Here is a 23,137-nt window from a genome sequence, read left to right as displayed (position 1 = left end):
GGTCCGGTGGGCGCCACCCGTCGGCACGCGGGCCCCGGGCGTGTCCGGGCCGGGCGCGTGCGGGCAGGGTGCCCGCCGGCCGCCCCGTCAGACGTCCAGGAACTCGCCCAGCGGTGTGGCCGCCAGGTCGAGGGCGCGGGCGACGGCCGCGTTGACCAGGTGGCCGTCCCAGGTGTTGACGCCCCGGGCGAGCGGTGCGGAGGTCTCCACCGCCCCGGTGATCCCCCGGTCCGCCAGGTGCAGGACGTGGCGCATGGTCGCCGAGGTCAGGGCGGCGGTGGCAGTGCGCGGGACGGCCCCGGGCATGTTGGCCACGCAGTAGTAGGTGGCGTCGTGCACCGGGAAGGTGGGGGCGTCGTGCGTGGTGGGTCGCGATCCCTCGAAACAGCCCCCCTGGTCGATGGCGATGTCGACGAGGACCGAGCCGGGCCGCATGGTGGCGACCATCTCGTCCGTGACCAGCTTCGGCGCCCGGGCACCGGGGACGAGCACCGATCCGATGACCACGTCGGCGTCCGCGACGGCCCGGGCGATGGTCGGCCTGGAGGAGACGAGCGTGGTGACCGCCCCGGGGTGTCGGGCCTCCACGGCCCGCAACCGGGCGGCGTCGATGTCCAGGACGGTGACGTCGGCGCGGGCGCCGACCGCCATGGCGACCGCGTTCTCCCCGGCGGTGCCCGCACCGATGACGACGACACGTCCACGCGGGGTCCCGGGCACACCCGACAGGAGCAGCCCGGCCCCGCCCTCGTCCTTCATGAGGTGGTAGGCGGCGACGGTCAGCGACAACCTGCCGGCGATCTCCGACATCGGGATGAGGAGGGGCAGGGACCCGTCCGTCTCCCGCACCGTCTCGTAGGCGATCGCGCGGGTCCCGGCAGCCAGGAGGGCATCGGTGAGGGGACGGTCGGCGGCCAGGTGGAGGTACGTGAAGAGGGTGAGGTCGGGACGCAGGAGGGGGTACTCCGAGGCGACGGGCTCCTTGACCTTGAGGACCAGGTCGGCCCCCGCCCAGGTCTCCTCCGCCGTGGGCACCGGGGTGGCGCCGACGGCGGCGAAGTCCTCGTCGGAGATGCCGGAGCCGACTCCCGCGCCCTGCTGGACCAGGACCTCGTGACCACGGGCGGTGAGCTCGTGGACCATCTCGGGAGTGGCCGCGACGCGGAACTCGTTGTTCTTGACCTCGGTGGGGACGGCGATGCGCATGCGGGGGACCTCCGGTGTCCTGGGCCGGCCCGGGCGTCCCGGCCGGGTGGCCACTGTACCGTGGCGGACCTCTGGCGCGTCCGGTCCCCGGGGTCACGGTTCGGACCGTGTGCCCGGCGCCCGCGACGGGTCGCGTCGGTGTCGGGCAGGTCACTGCGCCACGGGCGCAACCGCATGGACCCCGGACCCGCCGCGTGGCAGAATGCCACACGGTCCCGGTTCACCCCCGAGCACCACGCGTGGGCACCTGCCCCGGGGGACCCGGCATCCTCGAATCCTTAAGGAGACACCATGAAGAAGGGGATCCACCCCGAGTACGTCGACACCCTCGTCACGTGCACCTGCGGCAACCAGTTCCACACCCGCTCGACCATCAAGTCGGGCGTCATGCGCGTCGACGTCTGCTCGGCGTGCCACCCGTTCTACACGGGCAAGCAGAAGCTCATGGACACCGGCGGTCGCGTCGCTCGCTTCGAGGCGCGCTACGGCAAGCGCGTCAAGCCGTCCAAGTAGCCACACCACCCGGCGCCGGTGACCCCCGAGGTCACCGGCGCCGACGTGTACGCCCACCGGATCCCGGACCACCCAGGAGGACACACCATGGCGTCGAGGGACGAGTTCGCAGCCGTCGCCCCCCTGCTCGAGGAGTACGGGCAGGTCGAGGCGGCGCTGGCCGCACCCGACGTCCACCGCGACCGGGCACGCGCGCGCAGACTGGGGCGCCGCTTCGCCGAACTCGGACGGGTGGTCGCCGCACACCGCCGGCTGGCCGCTGCCGAGGGCGACCTCGTCGCAGCCCGCGAGCTGGCCGCCGAGGACCCCTCCTTCGCCGAGGAGGTCCCGGCCCTGGAGGCGGAGGTGACGGCGGCACACGACGCACTGGTCCAGATCCTCGTCCCCCGGGACCCCGACGACGCCTCCGACGTCATCCTCGAGGTCAAGGCGGGGGAGGGCGGGGAGGAGTCCGCCCTCTTCGCCGCCGACCTGGCCCGCATGTACCAGCGCTACGCGGAGTCCATGGGCTGGACGGTCACCGAACTCTCCTCCACCCCCACGGAGCTCGGCGGGTCCAAGGACGTCACACTGGCCATCCGTTCCCGGGGCAACCCGGCCCCGGAGGAGGGCGTGTGGGCCCACCTCAAGTACGAGGGCGGCGTCCACCGCGTCCAGCGCATCCCCGTCACGGAGTCCCAGGGTCGCATCCACACCTCCGCGGTGGGGGTCTTCGTCATGCCCGAGGTGGAGGACGACGAGGAGGTCCGCATCGACCCGGGCGACCTGCGCATCGACGTCTACCGCTCCTCCGGGCCCGGGGGCCAGTCCGTGAACACGACTGACTCCGCCGTGCGCATCACCCACCTGCCCACCGGGATCGTCGTGTCCATGCAGAACGAGAAGTCCCAGCTGCAGAACAAGGACGCCGCCCTGCGGGTGCTCGCCTCCCGCCTCGCGGCGGAGGCCCGGGCCAGGCGGGAGGCGGAGGCCTCCGCGCAGAGACTGTCCCAGGTGCGCACCGTGGACCGCTCCGAGCGCATCCGCACCTACAACTACCCCGAGAACCGCGTGGCCGACCACCGGACCGGGTTCAAGGCCCACAACCTCGACCAGGTCCTCGACGGGGCACTCGGGCCCGTCATCGCCTCCGCCGTGGAGGCCGACGAGGCGGCCCGGCTGGCACGGGCCTCGCAGCGATGAACACCACGGTCCCGCCCGGCACCCCCGACCACGCCGGGGGAGCCCGCACGGAGGGGGACCGGACCGGGTGGGGCCATTCCGACGGGGGCGACGCCGCGCCGGGGGGACCGCGTCGGTCCAGCGGCTACCGCCAGGGCGAGCTCCTGGCGTGGGCGCGCATGCGCCTGCGGGGGTGTGAGGGCGCGGACCCCGCCCAGGAGGCGCGCATCCTCCTGGAGTGGGCGCTCGGCGTCGACTCCCTGTGGGCGGCTCCCGACCCGGTCGGGGCCCGGGCAGCTGAGCGATTCCGCACCGGGGTGGCCCGCAGGCGCCACCACACGCCCCTCCAGCACATCGTGGGGCGGATGTGGTTCCGGGGACTGACACTCCGCGCACGGCCCGGGGTGTTCGTGGTGCGCCCGGAGACCGAGTCGGTGGCGGGGGAGGCCATCGAGGCAGCGCGCGCGGTCCGCGGACACGAACCCGTCGTCGTGGACCTCTGCACGGGGTCCGGCGCGATCGCACTGGCCGTGGCCACCGAGGTGCCCGCTGCCCGGGTGGTCGCCGTCGAGCTGGCGCCCGAGGCCCTGGCCCTCGCGCGCGAGAACATCGCGGCCCTGGCGCCCGGGGCGGTGGAGCTGGTGGCGGGGGACGCCACCTCGGCCCTGGCGGACATGGACGGCACCGTCGACGTGGTCGTGTCCAACCCTCCCTACGTGCCCTCCGCGGAGGTGCCCACCCAGGAGGAGGCCCTCGCCGATCCCGAGACGGCGCTGTACGGGGGCGGGGAGGACGGGATGGTCGTGCCCCGCGGCATCGTCAACCGTGCGGCCGCCCTGCTGCGACCCGGGGGGGTGGTCGTGGTGGAGCACGCCGAGTCCCAGTCCTCGCAGATGCGCGCGGTCGCCACGGCCGCGGGCCTGGTGGGTGCCGAGACCCTGGTGGACCTCTCGGGCCGGGACCGGATGCTGCGTGCCCGGGCCGCCCTCGTCGGGCTGCCCCCGACGGAGCCCGCCGACGACGACCCCTCCACACCCGGTGCGCGGACGGCACCGTCCACGTCGACACCACGGGCGCACCAGCGGGCCCACCGGCAGGCGGTCCCGGCCACGTGTGAGAATGGGGGTGTGAGTGCCCCACGCAACATCGACTGCACGCACGGGCTCCCTGCCCGTGACCTCGCCACCGTCGTCGCCGACGTCCGCGCCGGCCGCCTGGTGGTCCTGCCCACCGACACCGTCTACGGGATCGGTGCCGACGCCCATGACCCGGCCGCCGTGGCGGCCGTGCTCGCCGCGAAGGGGAGGGGACGGCAGATGCCGCCCCCCGTCCTCGTGGCCGACACGGACACGGTCGACCACCTCTGCGTGGACGTGCCCGACACTGCGCGGCGCCTGGCTGCGGCACACTGGCCCGGCGGGCTGACACTCATCCTCACGGCGCGCCCGGACCTCGGCTGGGACCTGGGTGAGACCGGGGGCACCCTGGCCCTGCGCATGCCCGACCACCCGGTGGTCCTGGAGCTCCTGCGGGCCACGGGTCCCCTGGCAGTGACCTCCGCGAACCTGACCGGACGGTCCCCCGCCACCGATGTCGCGGCCGCCCGGGACGCCTTCGGTGACCTCGTCGCCGACTACCTCGACGGTGGGCCCACACCGGGCTCCACGCCCTCGACCATCATCGACCTCGCCCACGGGCGTCCTCGCGCGATCCGCCTGGGGACGATCCCCCTGGCCGTCCTCTCCGCGGACGCGGGGGAGGAGATCCTCCCCCCGGCCTGAGTCGGCCCCGCCCTCGTCCCTCCTCGCACCTCCGCTCCCGACCACGCCGGGACACACCACCCGAACCGACCGAACCCCGGGAGCGCACCCCACCCATGAAGGTCTACCTGCTGCTGATGCTGGTGGCGATGGGCGCCACCGCCCTGCTGACGCCACTGGTGCGCTGGGTGTCCCTGCGCTGGGGGATCGTCCCGGAGCTGCGCTCGCGCGACATCCAGGCGGCCCCGGTGCCACGCATGGGCGGTGTGGCGATGACGGCGGGCCTCCTCATCGCGCTCCTCCTGGGCAGTCGCATCCCCTACATGGCCCCCGTCTTCGCCACCTCGGTGCCCTGGGCGGTCATGGGGGGTGCCGCCGCCATGTGCGTGCTGGGGGTGGTCGACGACCTCCTGGAGCTGGACTGGTACACGAAGCTGGCCGGCCAGATGCTCATCGTCGGGCTCATGGCGGCCAACGGTGTGCAGCTGGTGAGCTTCCCGGTCTTCGGGCTGACGATCGGTTCCTCGCGTCTGTCGCTGTTCGTCACCGTCATCGTGGTGGTGGCCATCATCAATGCCGTGAACTTCATCGACGGACTGGACGGCCTGGCCGCCGGAGTGGTGGGCATCGGCGCCGTGGCCTTCTTCGCCTACTCCTACCTGCTCACACGACTCATGGGCGCGGCCTCCTACGCGACGACCGCCTCCGTGGTGGTGGTCACCCTGGCGGGTGTCTGCGCGGGCTTCCTGTGGTTCAACTTCCACCCCGCCTCGATCATGATGGGAGGCGGTGCCGAGACCCTGGGCCTGGTCCTGGCAGCTGCCGGCATCATCGTCACCGGGCAGATCGACCCGGCGGTGCTGGGCAGCCAGCAGGTCCTGGCGGGCCTGCTGCCCATCCTGCTGCCACTGGCGGTCATCGTCGTGCCCCTGGGGGACCTGGTGGTCACGAGCGTGCGGCGCATGGCCCAGCGCAGGAGTCCCTTCCACGCCGACCGGACCCACTTCCACGACCGACTCCTGGCCCGCGGACACACGCACCGCGGCGTCGTCGTCATCCTGTACCTGTGGACGGCGGTGGTGGCGCTGTCAGCGGTCGCCCTGCTCGTCTTCCCCCTGGGGCGGGTGCTCTCCCTCGCGCTCCCGGTGGCCGGCGTGGTGATGGTGCTGACCGCCTCGGAGTTCCCCGGCAGGAGCAGGGCGGCCCATGCCGGACCGCCTCCCCCGGCACCCGTTCGACCAGGAGGCGACCATGACTGACGCGCACGGGGCCGACCCCGTCGTCCTGCACGGGTCCGTGCACCGGGCCGTCGCGGGCCTGCGACGCACCCTGGTGCTGGCCGGCCTCGTGGCCGTGGGCCTCGAACTGCTCTGGGGGGCGCTCGCCCCGGGTCGGCCGTGGGTCTCCGCCCTGGTGGCCGTGGCAGCCACCGCGGCACTGGTGTCCATGACGTGGCTGACCGTGTCCCGGGCCGCGGCGGGTCCCGAGACCCTGCTCGTGTGGGTCGCCGGGGGGTACGTGGCCAAGGTGGCCGTCGTCGCCGCAGCCCTGCTGGGGGCCCGTGCGGCCGACGTGGACGTCCGTCCGGTGGGGATCTGCGTGGTGGTCGTGGTCGTCGTCACGCTGGGGTGCGAGGTCTGGGCGTTCCTGCGTGCCCGCGTGCCCGCTGTCGTGCCCCTGCAGCGGGGCGGCGAGACCTCGGGGGACGAGGGCGGCGCCTGAGCCCGACAGCAGGTGGCACGATGTCCACCACGGTCCGGATTGGCTGTTAGCATGGGGTCGCCCCACGGGGCACCGAACGTGGGACGACGCCAGTCAACGACGCCAGACAGACGACATCGGGAGGACACCCTGTCCACACTCACCAGTGCGGGAGAGACCACAGGCGTCCGCACCCACTCGAAACCGCGTTGGTACTGGATCACCGTCGGGATCCTCCTCGTCGTCATCGCCGCCACCTTCTGGCCCGCGATGACCGAGGGTGCCCACCGCCCCAGCGTCAACGACTTCTTCCCCACCCCCATCTTCGGGGACGGCACCTTCTTCTCCTTCAACAGGATCACCCTGGCGAGGGTGCTCGTGGGCGTCGTCGTCTGCCTGCTGCTCGGCATCGCGGCCTCGCGTCTGCGTCTGGTCCCCACCCGCGGACAGCAGGTCCTGGAGCTCCTCGCGGAGTTCGTGCGACGCAGCATCTGCATCGACATGCTGGGGGAGGCCCGCGGCAGACGCTACGCCCCGCTGATCGGGGTCATCTTCATCGGTGTCCTCGGGATGAACCTCACGGGCACCCTGCCGGGCATCAACATCGCGGCCTCCTCAGTGATGGCTGTGCCCCTGGTCTTCGCCGTCCTCGCCTACGTCGGCTTCATCACCGCTGGCGTGAAGGCCCACGGCGCGGGGAAGTTCCTGGTCTCCCAGCTCTTCCCCCCGGGCGTGCCCAAGGCCATCTACCTGCTGATCACCCCGATCGAGTTCTTCTCGACCTTCATCGTGCGTCCGGCAACCCTGGCGATCCGACTCCTGGCGAACATGGTGTCGGGTCACTTCCTGCTGGCCATGACCTACTTCGGGACCTCCGCAATGCTCGCCGCCTCCTCAGGCATGAAGGGCATTGCCGTCCTCACCGGTGCGGCAGCAGTGGTGGTGACCCTCTTCGAGATCTTCATTGCCGCCCTGCAGGCCTACATCTTCGCGGTGCTCACCACCGTGTACATCAAGATGTCGGTCGAGAGCCACTGATCGACCACCCACTGACGTCGGTTCCGACGCCACAAGAAAAGGAAAGACACACATGACTGGTTCCATCGCCACCATCGGGTACGGCCTCGCGACGCTCGGCCCCGGCATCGGTATCGGCATCCTGGTGGGCAAGACCCAGGAGGCCACGGCCCGCCAGCCCGAGGTCTCCTCCAGGCTCTTCACGAACATGATCATCGGTGCAGCCCTCGTCGAGGCGCTCGGTCTGATCGGGTTCGTCCTCACCTTCATCGTGTGATCATGACCTCTCTCGTTGCACAGGCCGCGGCGGAGGGATCCGTCGACGGCATCCAGGTGGTCCTGCCCCCTCTGGGCGAGATCTTCTACGCGGCCCTCATCCTGCTGGCGATCCTCCTGGTCGTCGGCAAGTTCGCCCTGCCCCGCATCTACGCCCTGCTCGACGAGCGCGAGGCGAAGATCGAGGAAGGCCTCGGAGCCGCGGAGAAGGCCCAGGAGGACCGTTCCCTGGCCGCGCGTGAGCGCGAGGAGATGATGCGGCAGGCGAATGCCGAGGCGCAGAACACGCGTGAGCGTGCCACCGAGGACGCCAGACGCATCCTGGCGGACGCCCGTGAGGAGGCCCGCACGGAGTCGCAGCGCATCCTCGAGGGTGCCCAGCGCCAGATCGCCGCCGAGCGTCAGGCCGCGGAGATCTCGCTGCGTGCGGACGTCGGTCTGCTTGCCACCGAGTTGGCCGAGAAGATCGTCGGTGAGCAGCTCAAGGACACGGCCCTCTCCGCCCGTGTCGTGGACCGCTTCCTCGACGAGCTCGAGCAGGACTCCGCCTCCGTCCCCGGTGGGGTCGAGCGCTGATGCGCGCCGCCAGCGAGGCCACACTGACCCACGCGCGGGAGGTCCTGCGCGATGCCCTCGTCGCGGGGTCCACCCCGGCGATGAGGGTGGCGGAGGACCTCTTCGGTCTCTCCGACATCGCGCGCACCGACGTGCGTCTGCGTGGGGCGTTCACGGACCCGGCACGTGAGGTGGCCGACCGTGTCGCCCTGGCGCACGACCTGCTCGCCCCCCACGTGAGGCCGGAGACCCTCGAGGTCGTCGATGCCCTGGTGTCGGGACACTGGTCGGATCCCATGGACCTCCACGACGCACTCGAGGTCCTGGGCATCTGGGCCACCCTGGACGACGCCGTGGACCACGACACCATCGCCACCGTCGAGGAGGAGCTCTTCCAGGTCCGGGAGTTCCTCGGCAGGAACCGCGAGCTGCGCAACGACTTCTCCGACCTCGGCCGGGGCACGCGCCACGACCGGGCGAACCTGGCCCAGGAGATCTTCGGCCCCCACGTCTCGGTGTGGACCATGCGACTGCTGCGTCGCGCGGTGGGTCGGACCTCGCACGGACGCCTGCTGGCCACCCTGCGCCGCCTGGAGGAGCACGCCGCGGAGGTCCGGCAGCGGCGCCTCGTCAGTGTCGTCGCCGCAGCCCCGATGACCACCGCGCAGGTCGAGCGCCTCAGGCGCATCGTCTCGAGGCGTTTCGGCTCCGACGTCACCGTCAACGTGGCGATCGACCCGTCACTGGTGGGAGGATTCCGCCTCCTCACCGGGGACACCGCAGTCGACTCCTCGGTCTCGACCCAGGTCGACGGCCTGAAGCTGGCACTGGCCCGCTGACCCCCACACCACTCCGACCACAGAAGACAGAAGGAATGCCCAATGGCTGAACTCACCATCAGTCCCGAGGAGATCCGCGCAGCACTGGACTCCTTCGTGGACTCCTACGCGCCCTCGGCGGTGGCGGCCGAGGAGGTCGGCCACGTGACCGAGACCGCGGACGGCATCGCCCGTGTGGACGGCCTCCCCGGCGCCATGGCCAACGAGCTCCTGCGCTTCGCCGACGGCACTCTCGGCCTGGCCATGAACCTCGAGGTCCGTGAGATCGGCGCCGTCGTCCTCGGTGACTTCAGTGGCATCGAGGAGGGGCAGCTGGTCCACCGCACCGGCGAGGTCCTCTCCGTGCCGGTGGGTGACGGCTACCTCGGGCGCACCGTGGACCCCCTGGGTCGTCCCATCGACGGGCTCGGGGAGATCACCGACATCGCGGGGCGCCGCGCACTGGAACTCCAGGCACCGGGTGTCATGATGCGCAAGTCGGTGAACGAGCCGCTGCAGACGGGCCTCAAGGCGATCGACTCGATGATCCCGATCGGTCGCGGCCAGCGCCAGCTGATCATCGGTGACCGGCAGACGGGCAAGACCGCCATCGCCATCGACACGATCCTCAACCAGCGCGAGAACTGGAAGTCGGGCGATCCCTCCCGCCAGGTGCGCTGCGTGTACGTGGCCATCGGCCAGAAGGGCTCGACCATCGCCTCGGTGCGCTCCACGCTGGAGGACGCCGGTGCCATGGAGTACACGACGATCATCGCCTCCCCGGCCTCCGACCCGGCCGGCTTCAAGTACATGGCCCCCTACACGGGCTCCGCGATCGGCCAGCACTGGATGTACGAGGGCAAGCACGTCCTCATCGTCTTCGACGACCTCTCGAAGCAGGCGGAGGCCTACCGGGCCGTCTCCCTGCTGCTGCGTCGTCCGCCGGGGCGCGAGGCGTACCCCGGTGACGTGTTCTACCTGCACTCCCGGCTCCTGGAACGCTGCGCGAAGCTCTCCGACGAGCTGGGCGGTGGCTCGATGACCGGCCTGCCGATCATCGAGACCAAGGCCAATGACGTCTCGGCCTACATCCCGACCAATGTCATCTCCATCACCGACGGACAGATCTTCCTGCAGTCGGACCTCTTCAACGCCGACCAGCGTCCGGCCGTCGACGTGGGCATCTCGGTGTCCCGCGTCGGTGGCGACGCGCAGATCAAGGCCATGAAGAAGGTGGCGGGCACGCTCAAGCTGACCCTGGCCCAGTACCGGTCCATGGCGGCATTCGCGATGTTCGCCTCCGACCTGGACGCCACCACCCGCCAGCAGCTCACCCGTGGTGAGCGGCTCATGGAGCTGCTCAAGCAGCCCCAGAACTCGCCCTACCGGGTCGAGGACCAGGTCGCCTCCATCTGGACGGGCACGAATGGTTTCCTCGATGACATCGAGGTCTCGGACGTGCTGGACTTCGAGCACCAGCTGCTCGACCACCTGCGCGCCCATTCCGGGGTGCTGGGGACCATCGCCTCCACCGGACTGCTGGAGCCCGACACCGAGGAGGAGCTGCGCCGCGCGGTCACCGCCTTCCACGACCAGTGGGTGGGGGGACGCGCAGGCGGCGCCGCACCCGCGGAGGGTGACGTCGAGGCCGAGCACTCCCGCGAAGAGATCGTGCGCGAACGGCCGACCCCCGGGAAGAGGGCCTGACCCGTGGCCGGTCAGCAGAGGGTCTACAAGCAGCGCATCGCCTCCACGCAGACCTTGGGGAAGGTCTTCCGCGCCATGGAGATGATCGCCGCCTCCCGGATCGGTGCGGCGCGTCGTGCCGCGACCGAGCTGGGTCCCTACGAGCGTGCGCTCACCCAGGCGGTGGCGGCGGTCGCGGTGCACACCGATCTCGGGCATCCGCTCACGGACGAGCGTCACGACACCCCGCGCGTGGCCGTCCTCGTCATCGCGTCGGACCGCGGGATGGCGGGGGCCTACTCCGCCACGGTGCTGCGCGAGACCGAGAAGCTGCTGGAGCGCCTGCGCGAGGAGGGCAAGGATCCCGTGCTCTACACCTCGGGGAGGCGCGCCCAGCAGTACTTCCGCTTCCGCGGGGTCCCGATCGAGCGCTCCTGGGAGGGTGAGTCGGACTCCCCGAGCCCGGAGATGGTCCGTTCCATCTCCAAGGAGCTGCTGGACAGGTTCCTCGACCCGGGTCTCCTCACGGGGGTGTGCCAGGTGCACCTGGTCTACACGCGTTTCCGGACCATGATGAGCCAGGTCCCGGCCGTGCGTCAGATGCTGCCGCTCACCGTCGTCGACGCCCCGGAGTCGGACGAGGAACGCGAGGGCGAACTGGGCCAGGTGGACCATCCCGACCAGGCCTTCCCGGAGTACGAGTTCATCCCCTCGGCACAGGGTGTGCTGGACGCCTTGCTCCCCCTCTACGTGGAGAGCCGCATCCGCAACGTCCTGCTGCAGTCCGCGGCCTCGGAGCTGGCCTCGCGCCAGCGTGCCATGCACACGGCGACGGACAATGCCGAGGACCTCATCACCAAGTACACGCGTCTGGCGAATTCGGCCCGCCAGGCGGAGATCACGCAGGAGATCAGCGAGATCGTGGGCGGGGCCGACGCACTCGTCAAGGGCTGAGCCCGAGGCAGACGGAGAAGGAAACAATGACCAGGACATCAACCGCTGGTGAGGGCCGCGTCGCGCGGGTGGTCGGACCCGTCGTCGACGTCGAGTTCCCGCCGGACCGGATCCCCCCGCTCTACAACGCACTGCTCGTGGAGGTCGACCTCTCGGGGCAGGGCGAGGGTGAGGAGTCCTTCACCATGACACTGGAGGTCGCCCAGCACCTGGGCGACAACCTCGTGCGCACCATCGCGCTCAAGCCCACCGATGGCCTCGTGCGGGGCACCCGCGTCCTGGACACGGGCGGACCGATCTCCGTGCCGGTCGGTGACGTGACCAAGGGCCACGTGTTCAACGTGACCGGCGACGTGCTCAACCTCAGGCCCGGGGAGGAACTCGACGTCAAGGTGCGCTGGCCGATCCACCGCCAGCCCCCCGCCTTCGACCAGCTCGAGTCCCGCACCAAGATGTTCGAGACGGGCATCAAGGTCATCGATCTGCTCACGCCCTACGTCCAGGGCGGCAAGATCGGACTCTTCGGCGGTGCCGGCGTGGGCAAGACGGTGCTGATCCAGGAGATGATCCAGCGCGTCGCCCAGGACCACGGCGGTGTCTCCGTCTTCGCCGGTGTGGGGGAGCGCACCCGTGAGGGCAATGACCTCATCCACGAGATGGAGGAGGCGGGTGTGTTCGACAAGACCGCACTCGTCTTCGGCCAGATGGACGAGCCGCCGGGGACGCGTCTGCGCATCGCGCTGACGGGCCTGACCATGGCGGAGTACTTCCGCGATGTCCAGCACCAGGACGTGCTGCTCTTCATCGACAACATCTTCCGCTTCACCCAGGCGGGCTCCGAGGTGTCCACCCTGCTGGGACGCATGCCCTCCGCCGTCGGGTACCAGCCGAACCTGGCCGACGAGATGGGCGCCCTCCAGGAGCGCATCACCTCTGCGGGTGGGCACTCCATCACCTCCCTGCAGGCGATCTACGTCCCGGCCGACGACTACACCGACCCCGCACCCGCGACCACCTTCGCCCACCTGGACGCCACCACGGAGCTCTCCCGCGAGATCGCCTCGCGCGGCCTGTACCCCGCGGTGGACCCGCTGACTTCGACGAGCCGCATCCTGGACCCGAAGCTGGTGGGGACCGAGCACTACGAGGTCGCCACGCGCGTCAAGGCCATCCTCCAGAAGAACAAGGAACTCCAGGACATCATCGCGATCCTGGGCGTCGACGAGTTGTCCGAGGAGGACAAGGTCACCGTCGCCCGGGCACGCAGGATCCAGCAGTTCCTCTCGCAGAACACCTACATGGCCACGAAGTTCACCGGCGTCGAGGGTTCGACCGTCCCGCTCTCGGAGACCATCGAGGCCTTCCGGCGCATCTGCGAGGGCGACTACGACCAGGTCCCCGAACAGGCCTTCTTCAACATCGGGGGCATCGAGGACCTCGAACGCCGGTGGCACGAGATGCAGAAGGACGCCTGATGGCCGGCGGGATCCTCCAGGTCGAGGTCGTCTCCCGGGAGGGGAGGCTCTGGCACGGACGTGGCACGGCCGTGCGCGTCCCGGCCAGTGACGGTGCCCTGGGCATCCTGCCGCGCCGTCAGCCCCTGCTCGCCACCCTCACCGCAGGTGAGGTGGTCGTCGACGCCGAGGACGGACAGCCCGTCACCTTCCAGGTGGACTCGGGATTCGTCTCGGTGGACTCCGACTTCGTCACCGTCGTCGCGGACCACGGTAGTGTGGCCTGATCAGGGACTCCGGCGACGCTCACCGGAGCTCCACCTGCCGGACCCGCGGACGCGGGTCGGCCACCGGGGGAGGTGAGGGCCGTGGGGACATTCCTGGGAGTGCTGGTCTGGGTGCTCCTCGTCGTCGTGGTCGTCTCCGTCGCGGTCTGGCTGTACTTCAACGTGCGCGCCCGGCGCCTGGACACCCACGTCGGGTCCTTCCGCTGCTGGGCCCGGCCGGATCCCCAGTCGGGCTGGACCTCGGGGATCGCCCACTACGGGGTGGAGACCCTGTCCTGGTACCGACTGGTGGGGTTCTCCACCCACCCGGTGTTCACACTTCCCCGCCGTGGCCTGGAGGTGTCGGCCCCGTTCACCCGCGCGGTCGACGGTTCCATCCTCGAGGTCCGCGTCAGTGCGGGGGACCAGCGCTGGGAGTTCGCCATCGCACCCTCCACCTACACCGGTCTCGTCTCCTGGGTGGAGTCCGGTCCCCCGCGCCATCTCTGAGGTGTGCCCACGCCCGGCGCGCCCCGTGGACGGCGATGCGTGGCAGGGCTGTTAGGCTCGCGGCCGTGCGTGTCGTCATCGCCTCCTGCTCCGTGGACTACTCCGGTCGTCTCTCCGCCCATCTCGACCTCGCCAAACGGGTCCTCATGCTCAAGGCCGACGGGTCCGTCCTCATCCACTCCGACGGGGGGTCCTACAAGCCGCTGAACTGGATGAGCGCTCCCTGCACACTCCACGTGTCCGAACCCGATGCCGATGGGCAGGCCGATGGTGTCACCGAGGTGTGGACGGTCCGTGCCGCCAAGGGGGAGGACCAGTTGGTCATCCGCGTCCACGAGGTCGTCGCCGACGTCCTGGAGGACCTCGGCGTGGATCCGGGACTGGTCAAGGACGGTGTCGAGGCCCACCTCCAGCAGCTCCTGGCAGCACAGGTTCCCGAGGTGCTCGGGAGCGGGTGGACCCACGTGCGCCGGGAGTTCCCGACTCCCATCGGGCCCGTGGACCTGCTCGTCCACGACCCACGGGGCCGTCCGGTCGCCATCGAGGTCAAGCGCCGTGGAGGGGTCGACGGGGTGGAACAGCTCACCCGGTACCTCTCACTGCTGTCACGCGACCCTCTCCTCGCCGAGATCAGGGGGGTCTTCGCCGCCCAGGAGATCACGCGCCAGGCGCGCACGCTGGCGGAGGACCGGGGCATCGAGTGCCTGCTCCTGGACTATGACGCGATGAGGGGACTGGACGACCGGGACTCCCGTCTGTTCTGACCCGTGTGCACACCGGTGGACGGGAGTGCACAATTGGGGACGTGATTGAGCAACCCACGGTCCTGCGGGGCCGCACCGTCCTGGAGGAGGAGATCCTGGAGGACGGTGCGATCGTCCTCGACGGCGCACGCATCCATGCCGTCGGTCCCGCGGAGCGGATGGGGGCGGGGGACCGTGAACTGGCCGCGACCGTGCGCGCCACGCCCCGCTCGGACCTGACGTTCCTGCCCGGATTCGTGGACGTGCACTGCCACGGCGGGGGCGGGGCCTCCTTCCCGGATGCGACCACCCGTGAGGAGGTCCTCACCGCCGTGCGTGAGCACCGCCGCCACGGGACGACCTCGCTGGTCGCCTCCTGTGTCACCGCTGCCCCCGAGGTCCTGCTGCGCAGCGCGGACCTCCTGGCCACCCTCGCGGACGAGGGCGAACTCGCCGGGATCCACTTCGAGGGTCCCTTCGTCTCCTCGGCCCGCTGCGGCGCCCAGGACCCGGCCCACATCATCGAACCCGACCCGGCACTCACACTGGAACTCATGCGGGCCTCCCGGGGGCACGCGGTCACCATGACGCTGGCACCGGAGAAGGCCCGTGCCTACGGTCCCGGATCGGTGGCCGAGGTGCTCATCGGCAACGGGGCACTCCCGTCATGGGGTCACACCGACTCGGACCCCGTCCACGCGCGGGCGGCCCTGGACTACTCCCGCGCGGAGCTCGGTGCCGCACCCGGCGCCCGCTCCGAGCGGGCGACGGTCACCCACCTCTTCAACGGGATGAGGCCCCTGCACCACCGGGATCCCGGCCCCATCGCGGAGTTCCTCTCCGCGGCGGCGCGCCGGGGCGCGATCGTGGAGCTGATCTGCGACGGGGTGCACCTCGATCCCTCGGTGGTGCGTGACGTCCTCGAGATCGTGGGACGTGACCAGTGCGTGCTCATCACCGACGCCATGGCCGCCGCGGGGATGGCGGACGGTGAGTACCAGTTGGGTCCCCAGGCGGTGACGGTCCATGACGGTGTCGCGCGTCTGAGTGGTGGCACCGCGATCGCAGGAGGCACGTCGCACCTCCTGGACTGCGTGCGGGTGGCCGTCTCCCGCGCCGGGATCCCACTGGTGGACGCCGTGTACATGGCCAGCCGTCAGGGTGCCCGGGTGCTGGGGGACGAACGCATCGGTCGCCTCGCCCCCGGGTGCCGGGGCGATGTCGTCGCGGTGGACGCGGACCTCCGCCCCGTCACGGTCTGGCGCGCCGGGGAGGTCGTGGACTGATGCCACGCTCCAGGCGCTCCCGCAAGCGGCCCTGGGGGGAGCCTCATCCCGAGCTCGATGCGGACCGGCTCCACTCGGTGCCCCGCAGTGAGCCGGGTCCGGACGGACGGGTGTTCCACGTCCAGCACCTGCGTGCCGCGACCAAGGAGTACCTGTGCCCCGGGTGCCTGCACACGGTCGGGGTGGGGATGGCCCACGTGGTCGTCTGGCCCGAGGAGGGTCCCTTCGGTGCGCCGGAGGGTCCGGAGGCGCGTCGGCACTGGCACGCCGCGTGCTGGCGGAGACGCCTGAGGCCGTCGTGACCACTGTCGGGGCAGGTGACGTGCGCCCTGTGTGCACAGGCCGACGAATTGCCCGTATCGTGGGGAGGATGGGAATGGTCTTCGAATCGGAGGGATGTCAGACGTGGCACGCGTGAGGCAGTTCGCGGCGGCGCTGGTCGCCGCCATCCTGGCGCTGGTCGCCGCAGTGGTCGGTGTCCTGGCCCTGACCGTGTGGAAGCCGGCCGACCAGGTCGTGGCCTCCACGACACCGGACCGTCCCTATGTCATGACCCGCGACAAGGTCCTGCCGCTGCTCGCCAAGGACGTGACGGTCACCGTCAGCGCACCGGGCGACGAGGAGGTCTCCCTGGTGCTGGGCACGACGGGCGACCTCCTGGGGTGGATCGGGGACTCCCCCTACACCGAGGTCGTCGGGGTCGAGTCGGGCATGGAGACCCTCAAGACCGTCGACCACCCCGGTTCGGGTGAGGACGCCCAGTCGGGGGAGGACGCCCAGTCGGGGGAGGACGCCCAGTCGGGCGAGGACGCCCAGTCGGGTGAGGAGGCCCAGTCCGGGGTGACCCCTGCGGGCAATGACATGTGGCTGCAGGAGGCCACCGGCCGGGGTTCTACCTCCCTCACCCTCACCGATGTCGGCACCGGGCGATCCGTCCTCGCAGCCGTGGACGGCAGCGCGAACGCCCCGACCCTCACCCTCACCTGGGCCGTGCACCAGACGAACGCCACCGCAGTGGTCGCTTTCGCCGTCGCCGCGCTGCTCGCCGTCATCGCCGCACTGTTCCTCGTCTCCGAGCTGCGCATCCTGCGTCACCGCAGACGCCGGGCGCTCAAGTTGGCCGAGCGGGCGGGAGCGGACGCCGCGGACACGCAGGTCATCCCACTGGACCAGGTGCGGGCCCTGGCCGAGCAGGACGGCGGCACCGCCGCCCCTGCTGACGCGGAGGACGCTCCGGCACAGGCGGGCGCACCCGCCCCGGACTCCACGTCGGCCGAGGGGTCCGTGCCGACCGAGGAACCCGGGAGCGCTGAGGAGTCCGGGGAGTCCCGGGACAGCGGGTCGGCCACCGGGGACGCCTCCGACGCCCGGGTGGGCGAGGATCCGACCGGTGGTCCGCAGGCAGGGACCCCGGATCCCGGGCAGCCCGAGGTCGAGAGGAAGCCACTGCTCGGTCGGCACGGCGACGTCGACGCGACGCCCGACGTGGACCCGCCCGTGAGGACCTCCGGGGACTCGGGGATCATCGACGTCTCCGCCATCAGGGCGGGTGTGGCGTTCCCCAGCAGACGTCTCCTGCGGGAGGCACGCGAGAAGGGGGAACACACCGTCGTCGTCGACGGGCACGAGTTCGACACAGGTCTGATCCCCAGGGTCACCAGGACGACTCCGTCGGAGGAGGGGGGCACGGAGGACACCGCGCCCGACACCACGGACACCTCCACGGAGCACGAGGGCTCCTGGTCGTCCCTGGTCTCCGGGTGGATCCACAGCGGGAAGGGGCACGACGATGAGACACACTCATGAACTCGCCGCGCTGACGGCGCTGGCACTGACGATCCCACTGGCGAGCTGCGCCCAGGGGGACATCGTCGTCGAGTCGGGCGCCCAGTCCGGGGCACAGTCGGGCGCCCAGAGCGGAGCGCCCAACCTCGACGCCGACCGGGTCGACTCCCTCCTGGACGACATCAGCTCCACGATTGCCGCCGGCGACGCGGAGAAGGACGTCGACCTGCTGCGCCCCCGGGTGACGGATCCGGCGCTGCGGATGCGCAAGGCGCAGTACGCCCTGTCCGAGGCGGACGGCTCGGAGGTGCCCGCACTGGACTTCACCGCCCAGTCCCTCACGGTCACGAACGCCTCCTCCTGGCCGCGCGCCGTCGTCGACGTCTCCGAGGCGGGCGACGGTGGGCTGCCCTACGTCTTCCTCATCGCCCAGGAAGGTGCCCGCGACCCCTACAAGTTGCAGAGCTGGGTGCGTCTCCTGGGGGGCACGTCGATCACGACGCTCTCCATCGACCAGGGGGCGCCCTACCTCGGCGCGGATGCCACCGGGTTCACCATGTCACCCGCTGACGCGGTCTCCGGGTACGTGGACATGCTCAATGCGGGTGATACCGGCAACGACTCCTTCACCAGCGACGAGTTCGCCTCCGTCTACCTCGACGACGTCAAGAGCCTCAACGACTCGGTGCGGGCGGCCGGCAACGTCAAGGCGGAGGCGGAGACCGGGGACTTCCCCGTCTCCGGTGTCGTCCTGGCCGACGGTTCCGCACTCGTCTCGGGGGCCTTCACCTACTCCCACGTCTACGACCGCACGGTCGCGAGATCGACGATGAAGCTCGGTGGGAGGGCCGCGGCCCTCAACCAGGGAGATGACTCGGTCATCGGCACCCTCACGGTGGAGTACCTCGTCACGGCCCTGTTCCGCATCCCCGCCGAGGGGACGCAGGGCAAGGCCAGCCTCGTGGGCGTGGAACGCGCCATCGAGTCGACCAGCAGGGACGACTCGGCCAAACCTGAAGGAGAATGAGCAACGTGAGTGATCCAAGTGGGACCAGGGATGCCACCAGCGGGACCGGGGCGGCTGCGGGTCCGGCGCGCACGGAGGACTCCATGGCGCATGTCGACTCCCACGGGGCGGTCGACCTCTCGGCCGTGGGTCACGCGGCGGCCGCTCCCCACCAGGAGGCCCCCGACGGCGGGCCGGTGACCGCCGGACTCGACGTGCCCCTCATCACCGAGGTGACAGAGGCGGACTTCGAGTCCGTCATGGCGAACTCGCGGACCGTGCCCGTGGTCGTCATCCTGTGGTCCTCCCACTCCCTGGAGTCCAAGGCCGCCCTCTCCGTCATGGAGGACGTCGCCCGTGAGTCCGCCGGGAGCTTCCAACTGGCCGAGATCGATGCGGACGTGAGCCCCGCGATCGCCCAGGCCTTCCAGGTGCAGTCCCTGCCCGCCGTCGTGGCGCTCGTGGGCGGACGCCCCGTGCCCCTCTTCCAGGGCAGCCCCGTGAAGGAGCAGGTGACCCCCGTCATCCAGCAGTTGCTCCAGGCCGCCTCGCAGATGGGAGTGACGGGGCGCGTCCAAGTGAGTGCGGAGGAGACGGAGACCCCGACCCCCTCGGAGCACCTGCCGGCCCTCGCCGCCGAGCAGGCGGGCGACCTGGCCGGCGCCGTCACCGCCTGGGAGAAGGTCGTGGACCACAACCCGCGTGACGAGGTCGCGAAGTCGGAGTTGGCCCGGGTCCGCGTCGCCCAGCGCCTGGCGGGGGAGTCCGACAGCACGGACCCGGCCGCACGCGCCGACGCCCTCTTCGAGGCGGGTGACCACCGCGGCGCCTTCGACCTGCTCCTCGACATCATTGCCGACCCGGCCGACGACGACCGGCGAGAGGCCGCCCGCGTGCGACTCCTCGACCTGTTCCGAGTGGCCGGTGGCACCGACGAGGACGTCAAGGCCGCCCGTCGGCGCCTCTCCACGCTGCTCCTCGTCTGACCACCGGGGCGCCTCCCGCCGGACCCTGGGGGCACGCCCCTGGCAGCGCAGTGACCCCGGACGCGGAGGGGGCCGCCCTCGTGCATCCCGGTGGATGCGACGGGACGGCCCCCTCCGCGTCCCCGTCTACTCGTCGGAGCCAGGCTCGGTGCTGGGCGCCAGCCAGACGGCCCCCAGGGGTGGGATGCGCAGTTCGACGGAGGCAGGACGGCCGTTCCAGGGCAGGTCCTCGGCGACGAGGGGTCCGAGGTTGCTCACACCGGAGCCTCCGAAGTCCTCGTCATCGGTGTTGAGGACCTCGTGCCAGGTCCCCGCGAAGGGGAGCCCGACGCGGTACCCCTCGTGCGGGTTGCCCGCGAAGTTCGACACGCACACCAGCACCCGCTGGGAGCCGTCCGCGGCCGGTCCCTTGCGCAGGTAGGAGATGACGTTGTGGTCGCCGTCGGAGGCGTCGATCCACTCGAACCCCGTGTAGTCGTCGTCCCAGAGGGCAGGCTCGGAGCGGTAGACCTCGTTGAGGCGCGCGACGAGTTTCTGGACCCCGGCGTGGCTCTCCTGGTCCAGCAGCCACCAGTCCAGGGAGTAGGTCTCGTTCCACTCCTGCTGCTGACCGAACTCCTGGCCCATGAAGAGCAACTGCTTGCCCGGGTGTGACCACTGGTAGGCGTAGAGGTCACGCAGGCCCGCCAGCTTCTGCCAGTCGTCGCCGGGCATCTTGGAGTACAGCGAGCCCTTGCCGTGGACGACCTCGTCGTGGGAGAGGGGCAGGACGAAGTTCTCCGAGAACGCGTAGACCAGGGAGAAGGTGAGCTCCCCGTGGTGCCAGCGCCGGTTGACCGGGTCCTCCCGCATGTAGCGCAGGGTGTCGTTCATCCAGCCCATGTTCCACTTCATGCCGAACCCGAGGCCGCCCCCCGACGTCGGGGCCGTGACGCCGGGCCACGCCGTCGACTCCTCGGCGATCATGACGATGCCCGGGTCCCGGCGGTAGGCCGTGGCGTTGGCCTCCTGGATGAACTGGATGGCCTCCAGGTGCTCGCGGCCCCCGTACTGGTTGGGGCGCCACTGCCCGTCCTTGCGGGAGTAGTCGAGGTAGAGCATGGAGGCCACGGCGTCCACACGCAGTCCGTCGACGTGGAACTCCTCCAGCCAGTACAGGGCGTTGGCGACGAGGAAGTTGCGCACCTCGCGCCGACCGAAGTTGAAGACGTAGGTGCCCCAGTCGGGGTGCTCCCCGCGCAGCGGGTCGGGGTCCTCGTAGAGGGGGGTGCCGTCGAAGCGGGCGAGGGCCCAGTCGTCCTTGGGGAAGTGGGCGGGGACCCAGTCCAGGATGACGCCGATGCCCGCCTGGTGCAGGCGGTCCACCAGGTAACGGAAGTCGTCAGGAGTGCCGTAGCGGGCCGTGGGGGCGTAGTAGGAGGTGACCTGGTAGCCCCAGGAGCCCCCGAAGGGGTGCTCGGCCACCGGCATGAACTCCACGTGGGTGAACCCGGTCTCCTGCAGGTAGGGGATCAGCTCGTCGGCGAGACCCCGGTAGCCCAGCCCCTGCTTCCAGGACCCGATGTGCACCTCGTAGGCGGACACGGGCTCGCGGTGGGGGGTGTGCCCGGGACGGGCGTCCATCCACTCGCCGTCCTCCCACTGGTGGAACCGGTCGGTGACGACCGAGGCGGTGGCCGGGGGGATCTCGGTGGCGCGCGCCAGCGGATCGGCCTTCTGGAACCAGTTCCCTCCCGGGCCCTGGATCTCGTACTTGTAGCGGGCCCCCACGCCGACTCCCGGCACGAAGATCTCCCACACCCCGGAGACCCCCAGGGTGCGCATGGCCGTCGCCGTGCCGTCCCAGTAGTTGAAGTCCCCGACCACGCGCACCGCGCGGGCATTGGGGGCCCAGACGGCGAATGCCACGCCCTCGACCTCGCCCATCTCCCCCGAGTAGTGCTTGAGGTGGGAGCCCAGGACCTCCCAGAGCTCCTCGTGACGGCCCTCGGAGATCAGGTAGGTGTCCATCTCGCCCAGTGTGGGCAGGAAGCGGTACGGATCGTCGACGAGGGTCTTCTGGTCACCGTAGGTGACCTCCACGCGGTAGTCGGGGATGTGGTCCAGGGGCAGGACCGCCACCCACACCCCGGAACGCTCATGGGTGGCGGGATAGGTGCCGTGGGCGGTGACGACGTCGACCGCATCGGCCAGCTTGTGGACCGTCCGGATGGTCACCGACCCCTGCCCCAGGTGCGCGCCGAGCACCGAGTGCGGCAGGTAGTGGTTGCCCTGGGCGACTGCGTCGAGGATGTCCGGTTCGACGGGGACAGGTGTGAGTTCCATGACCCAATCCTCCCACGTGAGCGGGCTCCGGGAGCGCCTTCCGGGCAGGTGCGTGGGCACGGCCCGGATCCCGGTCCTGCGGGGGGCGTCCGCTCCCCGTCAGTTCCCCTCCGCTGCGAGGTCCCGCAGCGCATCGAGGGGGATCGAGATCCACGAGGGGCGCAGTCGGTGCTCGTAGACGAGCTCGTAGGCCGCCTTCTCCACCATGAGGGCCCGGACCAGGACGTCGTTGACCCCACCCAGCCCGTGCCCGTCGGTGTAGCCGTCGAGGAATGCCGACTGGGCCGCATCGCACCAGGGTCGCCCATCCGTGGGGCCGCCGCTGCCGGGCGCGGGTGCGTCCGGTGCCAGGGGCGGGAACTCGGCGGTGGTGGCCGCATTGGGATGGCGTGGCGCCGACGAGGGATCCCTCCCGGCCTGCGCGCGGGCGTAGTCGAAGGAGCGCAGCATCCCTGCGACGTCGCGGAGGGCCAGGTCGTGGCGCCGTCGTTCCTCCAGGGGACGCAGGGGTTCCCCCTCGAAGTCGAGGACGAACCAGCCCTCGCTCCCCAGCAGGGTCTGGCCGAGGTGGTAGTCGCCGTGGATCCGGATGGGCGGGGGGAGCTCCCCGAGGTCGGCCACGCGGGCGACCGTGTCACTGAGGCGGTCGACGAGGTCGTCGGCGAGCTCGGGGACCTCGGCCGCCGCTGCGCGGAGGTTGCCGGTGATGCGGTCGGCGAGGGCGCTGCCCGACCCCGGGACACCGCGTCCGAAGATCTCGGCCAGGTGGTCGTGCATGCGTGCGGTCACCGCGCCGAGTTCCCGGGCCTGACCCGTCGGGTCCTCGGCGCCGGTCGCCAGGGAGACGAAGAACTGGAAGCCGTCGCGGGCGTCCTCGACCAGGCGCGCCAGGATCCCCGACACCGCCGGTCCGCCCCGACGTTCCTCGCTGGAGGGGTCGTCGGGCACCCGGACCTCCGTGTGCGCCAGGGGAGCGGGGACATTGCCCCACCCGGAGCGGGCCAGTGCCAGGGGGACCTCAAGGTCGGGGTGTGTGCCGGGAGCGATGACGCGGAAGACCTTGAGCACACCGCGAGGTGCAGGACCCGGCAGCAGGACGGAGGAGTTCGACTGCTCACCCGTGAGCAGG

At 71.0% G+C, this 23,137-nt stretch carries 23 protein-coding genes; 20 read left to right on the top strand and 3 right to left on the bottom strand.

Annotated features, from left to right (window positions below; genetic code table 11):
- Positions 1 to 87 precede the first annotated feature (87 nt).
- Positions 88 to 1,206 (bottom strand): alanine dehydrogenase, encoded by a 1,119-nt coding sequence (ald, locus tag BQ9890_RS01285; RefSeq protein WP_075888734.1) that lies wholly within the window; start codon positions 1,204 to 1,206, stop codon positions 88 to 90.
- A 291-nt stretch (positions 1,207 to 1,497) separates the two neighbouring features.
- Between ald and rpmE the strand changes: the two genes are divergently transcribed.
- The 20 genes from rpmE to BQ9890_RS01180 all read left to right on the top strand — a co-directional run bounded on the left by rpmE (position 1,498) and on the right by BQ9890_RS01180 (position 19,683).
- Positions 1,498 to 1,719 carry a 50S ribosomal protein L31 gene (rpmE, locus tag BQ9890_RS01280; RefSeq protein ID WP_075888732.1) on the top strand — a complete coding sequence of 74 codons (222 nt, stop codon included), beginning with the start codon at positions 1,498 to 1,500 and terminating at the stop codon, positions 1,717 to 1,719.
- 87 nt (positions 1,720 to 1,806) lie between these two features.
- Positions 1,807 to 2,901, top strand: coding sequence for a peptide chain release factor 1 (gene prfA, locus BQ9890_RS01275; protein WP_075888730.1), 1,095 nt, complete (start codon positions 1,807 to 1,809; stop codon positions 2,899 to 2,901).
- Positions 2,898 to 4,661 carry a peptide chain release factor N(5)-glutamine methyltransferase gene (gene prmC / locus BQ9890_RS16765; protein WP_407638863.1) on the top strand — a complete coding sequence of 588 codons (1,764 nt, stop codon included), beginning with the start codon at positions 2,898 to 2,900 and terminating at the stop codon, positions 4,659 to 4,661. Before prfA ends, prmC begins: the two co-directional genes overlap by 4 nt.
- A gap of 95 nt (positions 4,662 to 4,756) precedes the next feature.
- A complete protein-coding gene (locus BQ9890_RS01260) occupies positions 4,757 to 5,899 on the top strand; it encodes an MraY family glycosyltransferase (RefSeq protein ID WP_075888728.1) in 1,143 nt (380 codons plus the stop codon).
- Positions 5,892 to 6,362: a hypothetical protein gene (locus BQ9890_RS01255; protein WP_143226194.1), complete on the top strand. Its 471-nt coding sequence runs from the start codon at positions 5,892 to 5,894 to the stop codon at positions 6,360 to 6,362. The genes BQ9890_RS01260 and BQ9890_RS01255 overlap by 8 nt, the downstream gene beginning before the upstream one ends.
- A gap of 129 nt (positions 6,363 to 6,491) precedes the next feature.
- On the top strand, positions 6,492 to 7,379 hold the full coding sequence (gene atpB / locus BQ9890_RS01250) for a F0F1 ATP synthase subunit A (RefSeq protein ID WP_075892527.1): 888 nt from the start codon (positions 6,492 to 6,494) through the stop codon (positions 7,377 to 7,379).
- A gap of 52 nt (positions 7,380 to 7,431) precedes the next feature.
- On the top strand, positions 7,432 to 7,635 hold the full coding sequence (gene atpE, locus BQ9890_RS01245) for an ATP synthase F0 subunit C (RefSeq protein WP_075888724.1): 204 nt from the start codon (positions 7,432 to 7,434) through the stop codon (positions 7,633 to 7,635).
- A gap of 2 nt (positions 7,636 to 7,637) precedes the next feature.
- Positions 7,638 to 8,210: a F0F1 ATP synthase subunit B gene (atpF, locus tag BQ9890_RS01240; protein ID WP_075888722.1), complete on the top strand. Its 573-nt coding sequence runs from the start codon at positions 7,638 to 7,640 to the stop codon at positions 8,208 to 8,210.
- Positions 8,210 to 9,028: a F0F1 ATP synthase subunit delta gene (locus BQ9890_RS01235; protein WP_075888720.1), complete on the top strand. Its 819-nt coding sequence runs from the start codon at positions 8,210 to 8,212 to the stop codon at positions 9,026 to 9,028. The genes atpF and BQ9890_RS01235 overlap by 1 nt, the downstream gene beginning before the upstream one ends.
- A gap of 42 nt (positions 9,029 to 9,070) precedes the next feature.
- A complete protein-coding gene (atpA, locus tag BQ9890_RS01230) occupies positions 9,071 to 10,714 on the top strand; it encodes a F0F1 ATP synthase subunit alpha (RefSeq protein ID WP_075888718.1) in 1,644 nt (547 codons plus the stop codon).
- 3 nt (positions 10,715 to 10,717) lie between these two features.
- On the top strand, positions 10,718 to 11,647 hold the full coding sequence (locus tag BQ9890_RS01225) for a F0F1 ATP synthase subunit gamma (RefSeq protein WP_075888716.1): 930 nt from the start codon (positions 10,718 to 10,720) through the stop codon (positions 11,645 to 11,647).
- Positions 11,648 to 11,673: 26 nt separating this feature from the next.
- The gene (gene atpD / locus BQ9890_RS01220) at positions 11,674 to 13,122 is read left to right on the top strand and encodes a F0F1 ATP synthase subunit beta (RefSeq protein ID WP_075888714.1); all 1,449 of its coding nucleotides are present in this window, start codon (positions 11,674 to 11,676) and stop codon (positions 13,120 to 13,122) included.
- Positions 13,122 to 13,388, top strand: a complete 267-nt coding sequence (locus BQ9890_RS01215) for a F0F1 ATP synthase subunit epsilon (RefSeq protein ID WP_075888712.1) — start codon at positions 13,122 to 13,124, stop codon at positions 13,386 to 13,388. Before atpD ends, BQ9890_RS01215 begins: the two co-directional genes overlap by 1 nt.
- Positions 13,389 to 13,469: 81 nt before the next feature.
- On the top strand, positions 13,470 to 13,877 hold the full coding sequence (locus BQ9890_RS01210; RefSeq protein WP_075888710.1) for a DUF2550 family protein: 408 nt from the start codon (positions 13,470 to 13,472) through the stop codon (positions 13,875 to 13,877).
- 65 nt (positions 13,878 to 13,942) lie between these two features.
- On the top strand, positions 13,943 to 14,641 hold the full coding sequence (nucS, locus tag BQ9890_RS01205) for an endonuclease NucS (RefSeq protein ID WP_075888708.1): 699 nt from the start codon (positions 13,943 to 13,945) through the stop codon (positions 14,639 to 14,641).
- A 41-nt stretch (positions 14,642 to 14,682) separates the two neighbouring features.
- Positions 14,683 to 15,906: an N-acetylglucosamine-6-phosphate deacetylase gene (locus tag BQ9890_RS01200; protein WP_230297761.1), complete on the top strand. Its 1,224-nt coding sequence runs from the start codon at positions 14,683 to 14,685 to the stop codon at positions 15,904 to 15,906.
- Positions 15,906 to 16,208 carry a hypothetical protein gene (locus tag BQ9890_RS01195; RefSeq protein ID WP_195907600.1) on the top strand — a complete coding sequence of 101 codons (303 nt, stop codon included), beginning with the start codon at positions 15,906 to 15,908 and terminating at the stop codon, positions 16,206 to 16,208. The genes BQ9890_RS01200 and BQ9890_RS01195 overlap by 1 nt, the downstream gene beginning before the upstream one ends.
- 94 nt (positions 16,209 to 16,302) lie before the next feature.
- Positions 16,303 to 17,712, top strand: a complete 1,410-nt coding sequence (locus BQ9890_RS01190; RefSeq protein ID WP_078062142.1) for a hypothetical protein — start codon at positions 16,303 to 16,305, stop codon at positions 17,710 to 17,712.
- The gene (locus tag BQ9890_RS01185; RefSeq protein WP_075888706.1) at positions 17,696 to 18,718 is read left to right on the top strand and encodes a DUF8094 domain-containing protein; all 1,023 of its coding nucleotides are present in this window, start codon (positions 17,696 to 17,698) and stop codon (positions 18,716 to 18,718) included. The genes BQ9890_RS01190 and BQ9890_RS01185 overlap by 17 nt, the downstream gene beginning before the upstream one ends.
- Positions 18,719 to 18,801: 83 nt before the next feature.
- Positions 18,802 to 19,683 carry a tetratricopeptide repeat protein gene (locus tag BQ9890_RS01180; RefSeq protein WP_075892519.1) on the top strand — a complete coding sequence of 294 codons (882 nt, stop codon included), beginning with the start codon at positions 18,802 to 18,804 and terminating at the stop codon, positions 19,681 to 19,683.
- A 126-nt stretch (positions 19,684 to 19,809) separates the two neighbouring features.
- Here the strand turns inward: BQ9890_RS01180 and glgB are convergent, their stop codons facing one another.
- A complete protein-coding gene (gene glgB / locus BQ9890_RS01175; protein WP_075888704.1) occupies positions 19,810 to 22,008 on the bottom strand; it encodes a 1,4-alpha-glucan branching protein GlgB in 2,199 nt (732 codons plus the stop codon).
- Between the two features lie 99 nt (positions 22,009 to 22,107).
- Positions 22,108 to 23,137: phosphotransferase (locus BQ9890_RS01170; RefSeq protein WP_230297760.1), on the bottom strand; the 1,030-nt coding region annotated here is incomplete at its 5' end.

The organism is Actinomyces provencensis (genome assembly GCF_900155435.1).
Lineage (GTDB): Bacteria > Actinomycetota > Actinomycetes > Actinomycetales > Actinomycetaceae > Pauljensenia > Pauljensenia provencensis.
The sequence above is the reverse complement of the archived record's forward strand: the minus strand, read 5'-3'. Positions and strand labels throughout refer to the sequence as shown.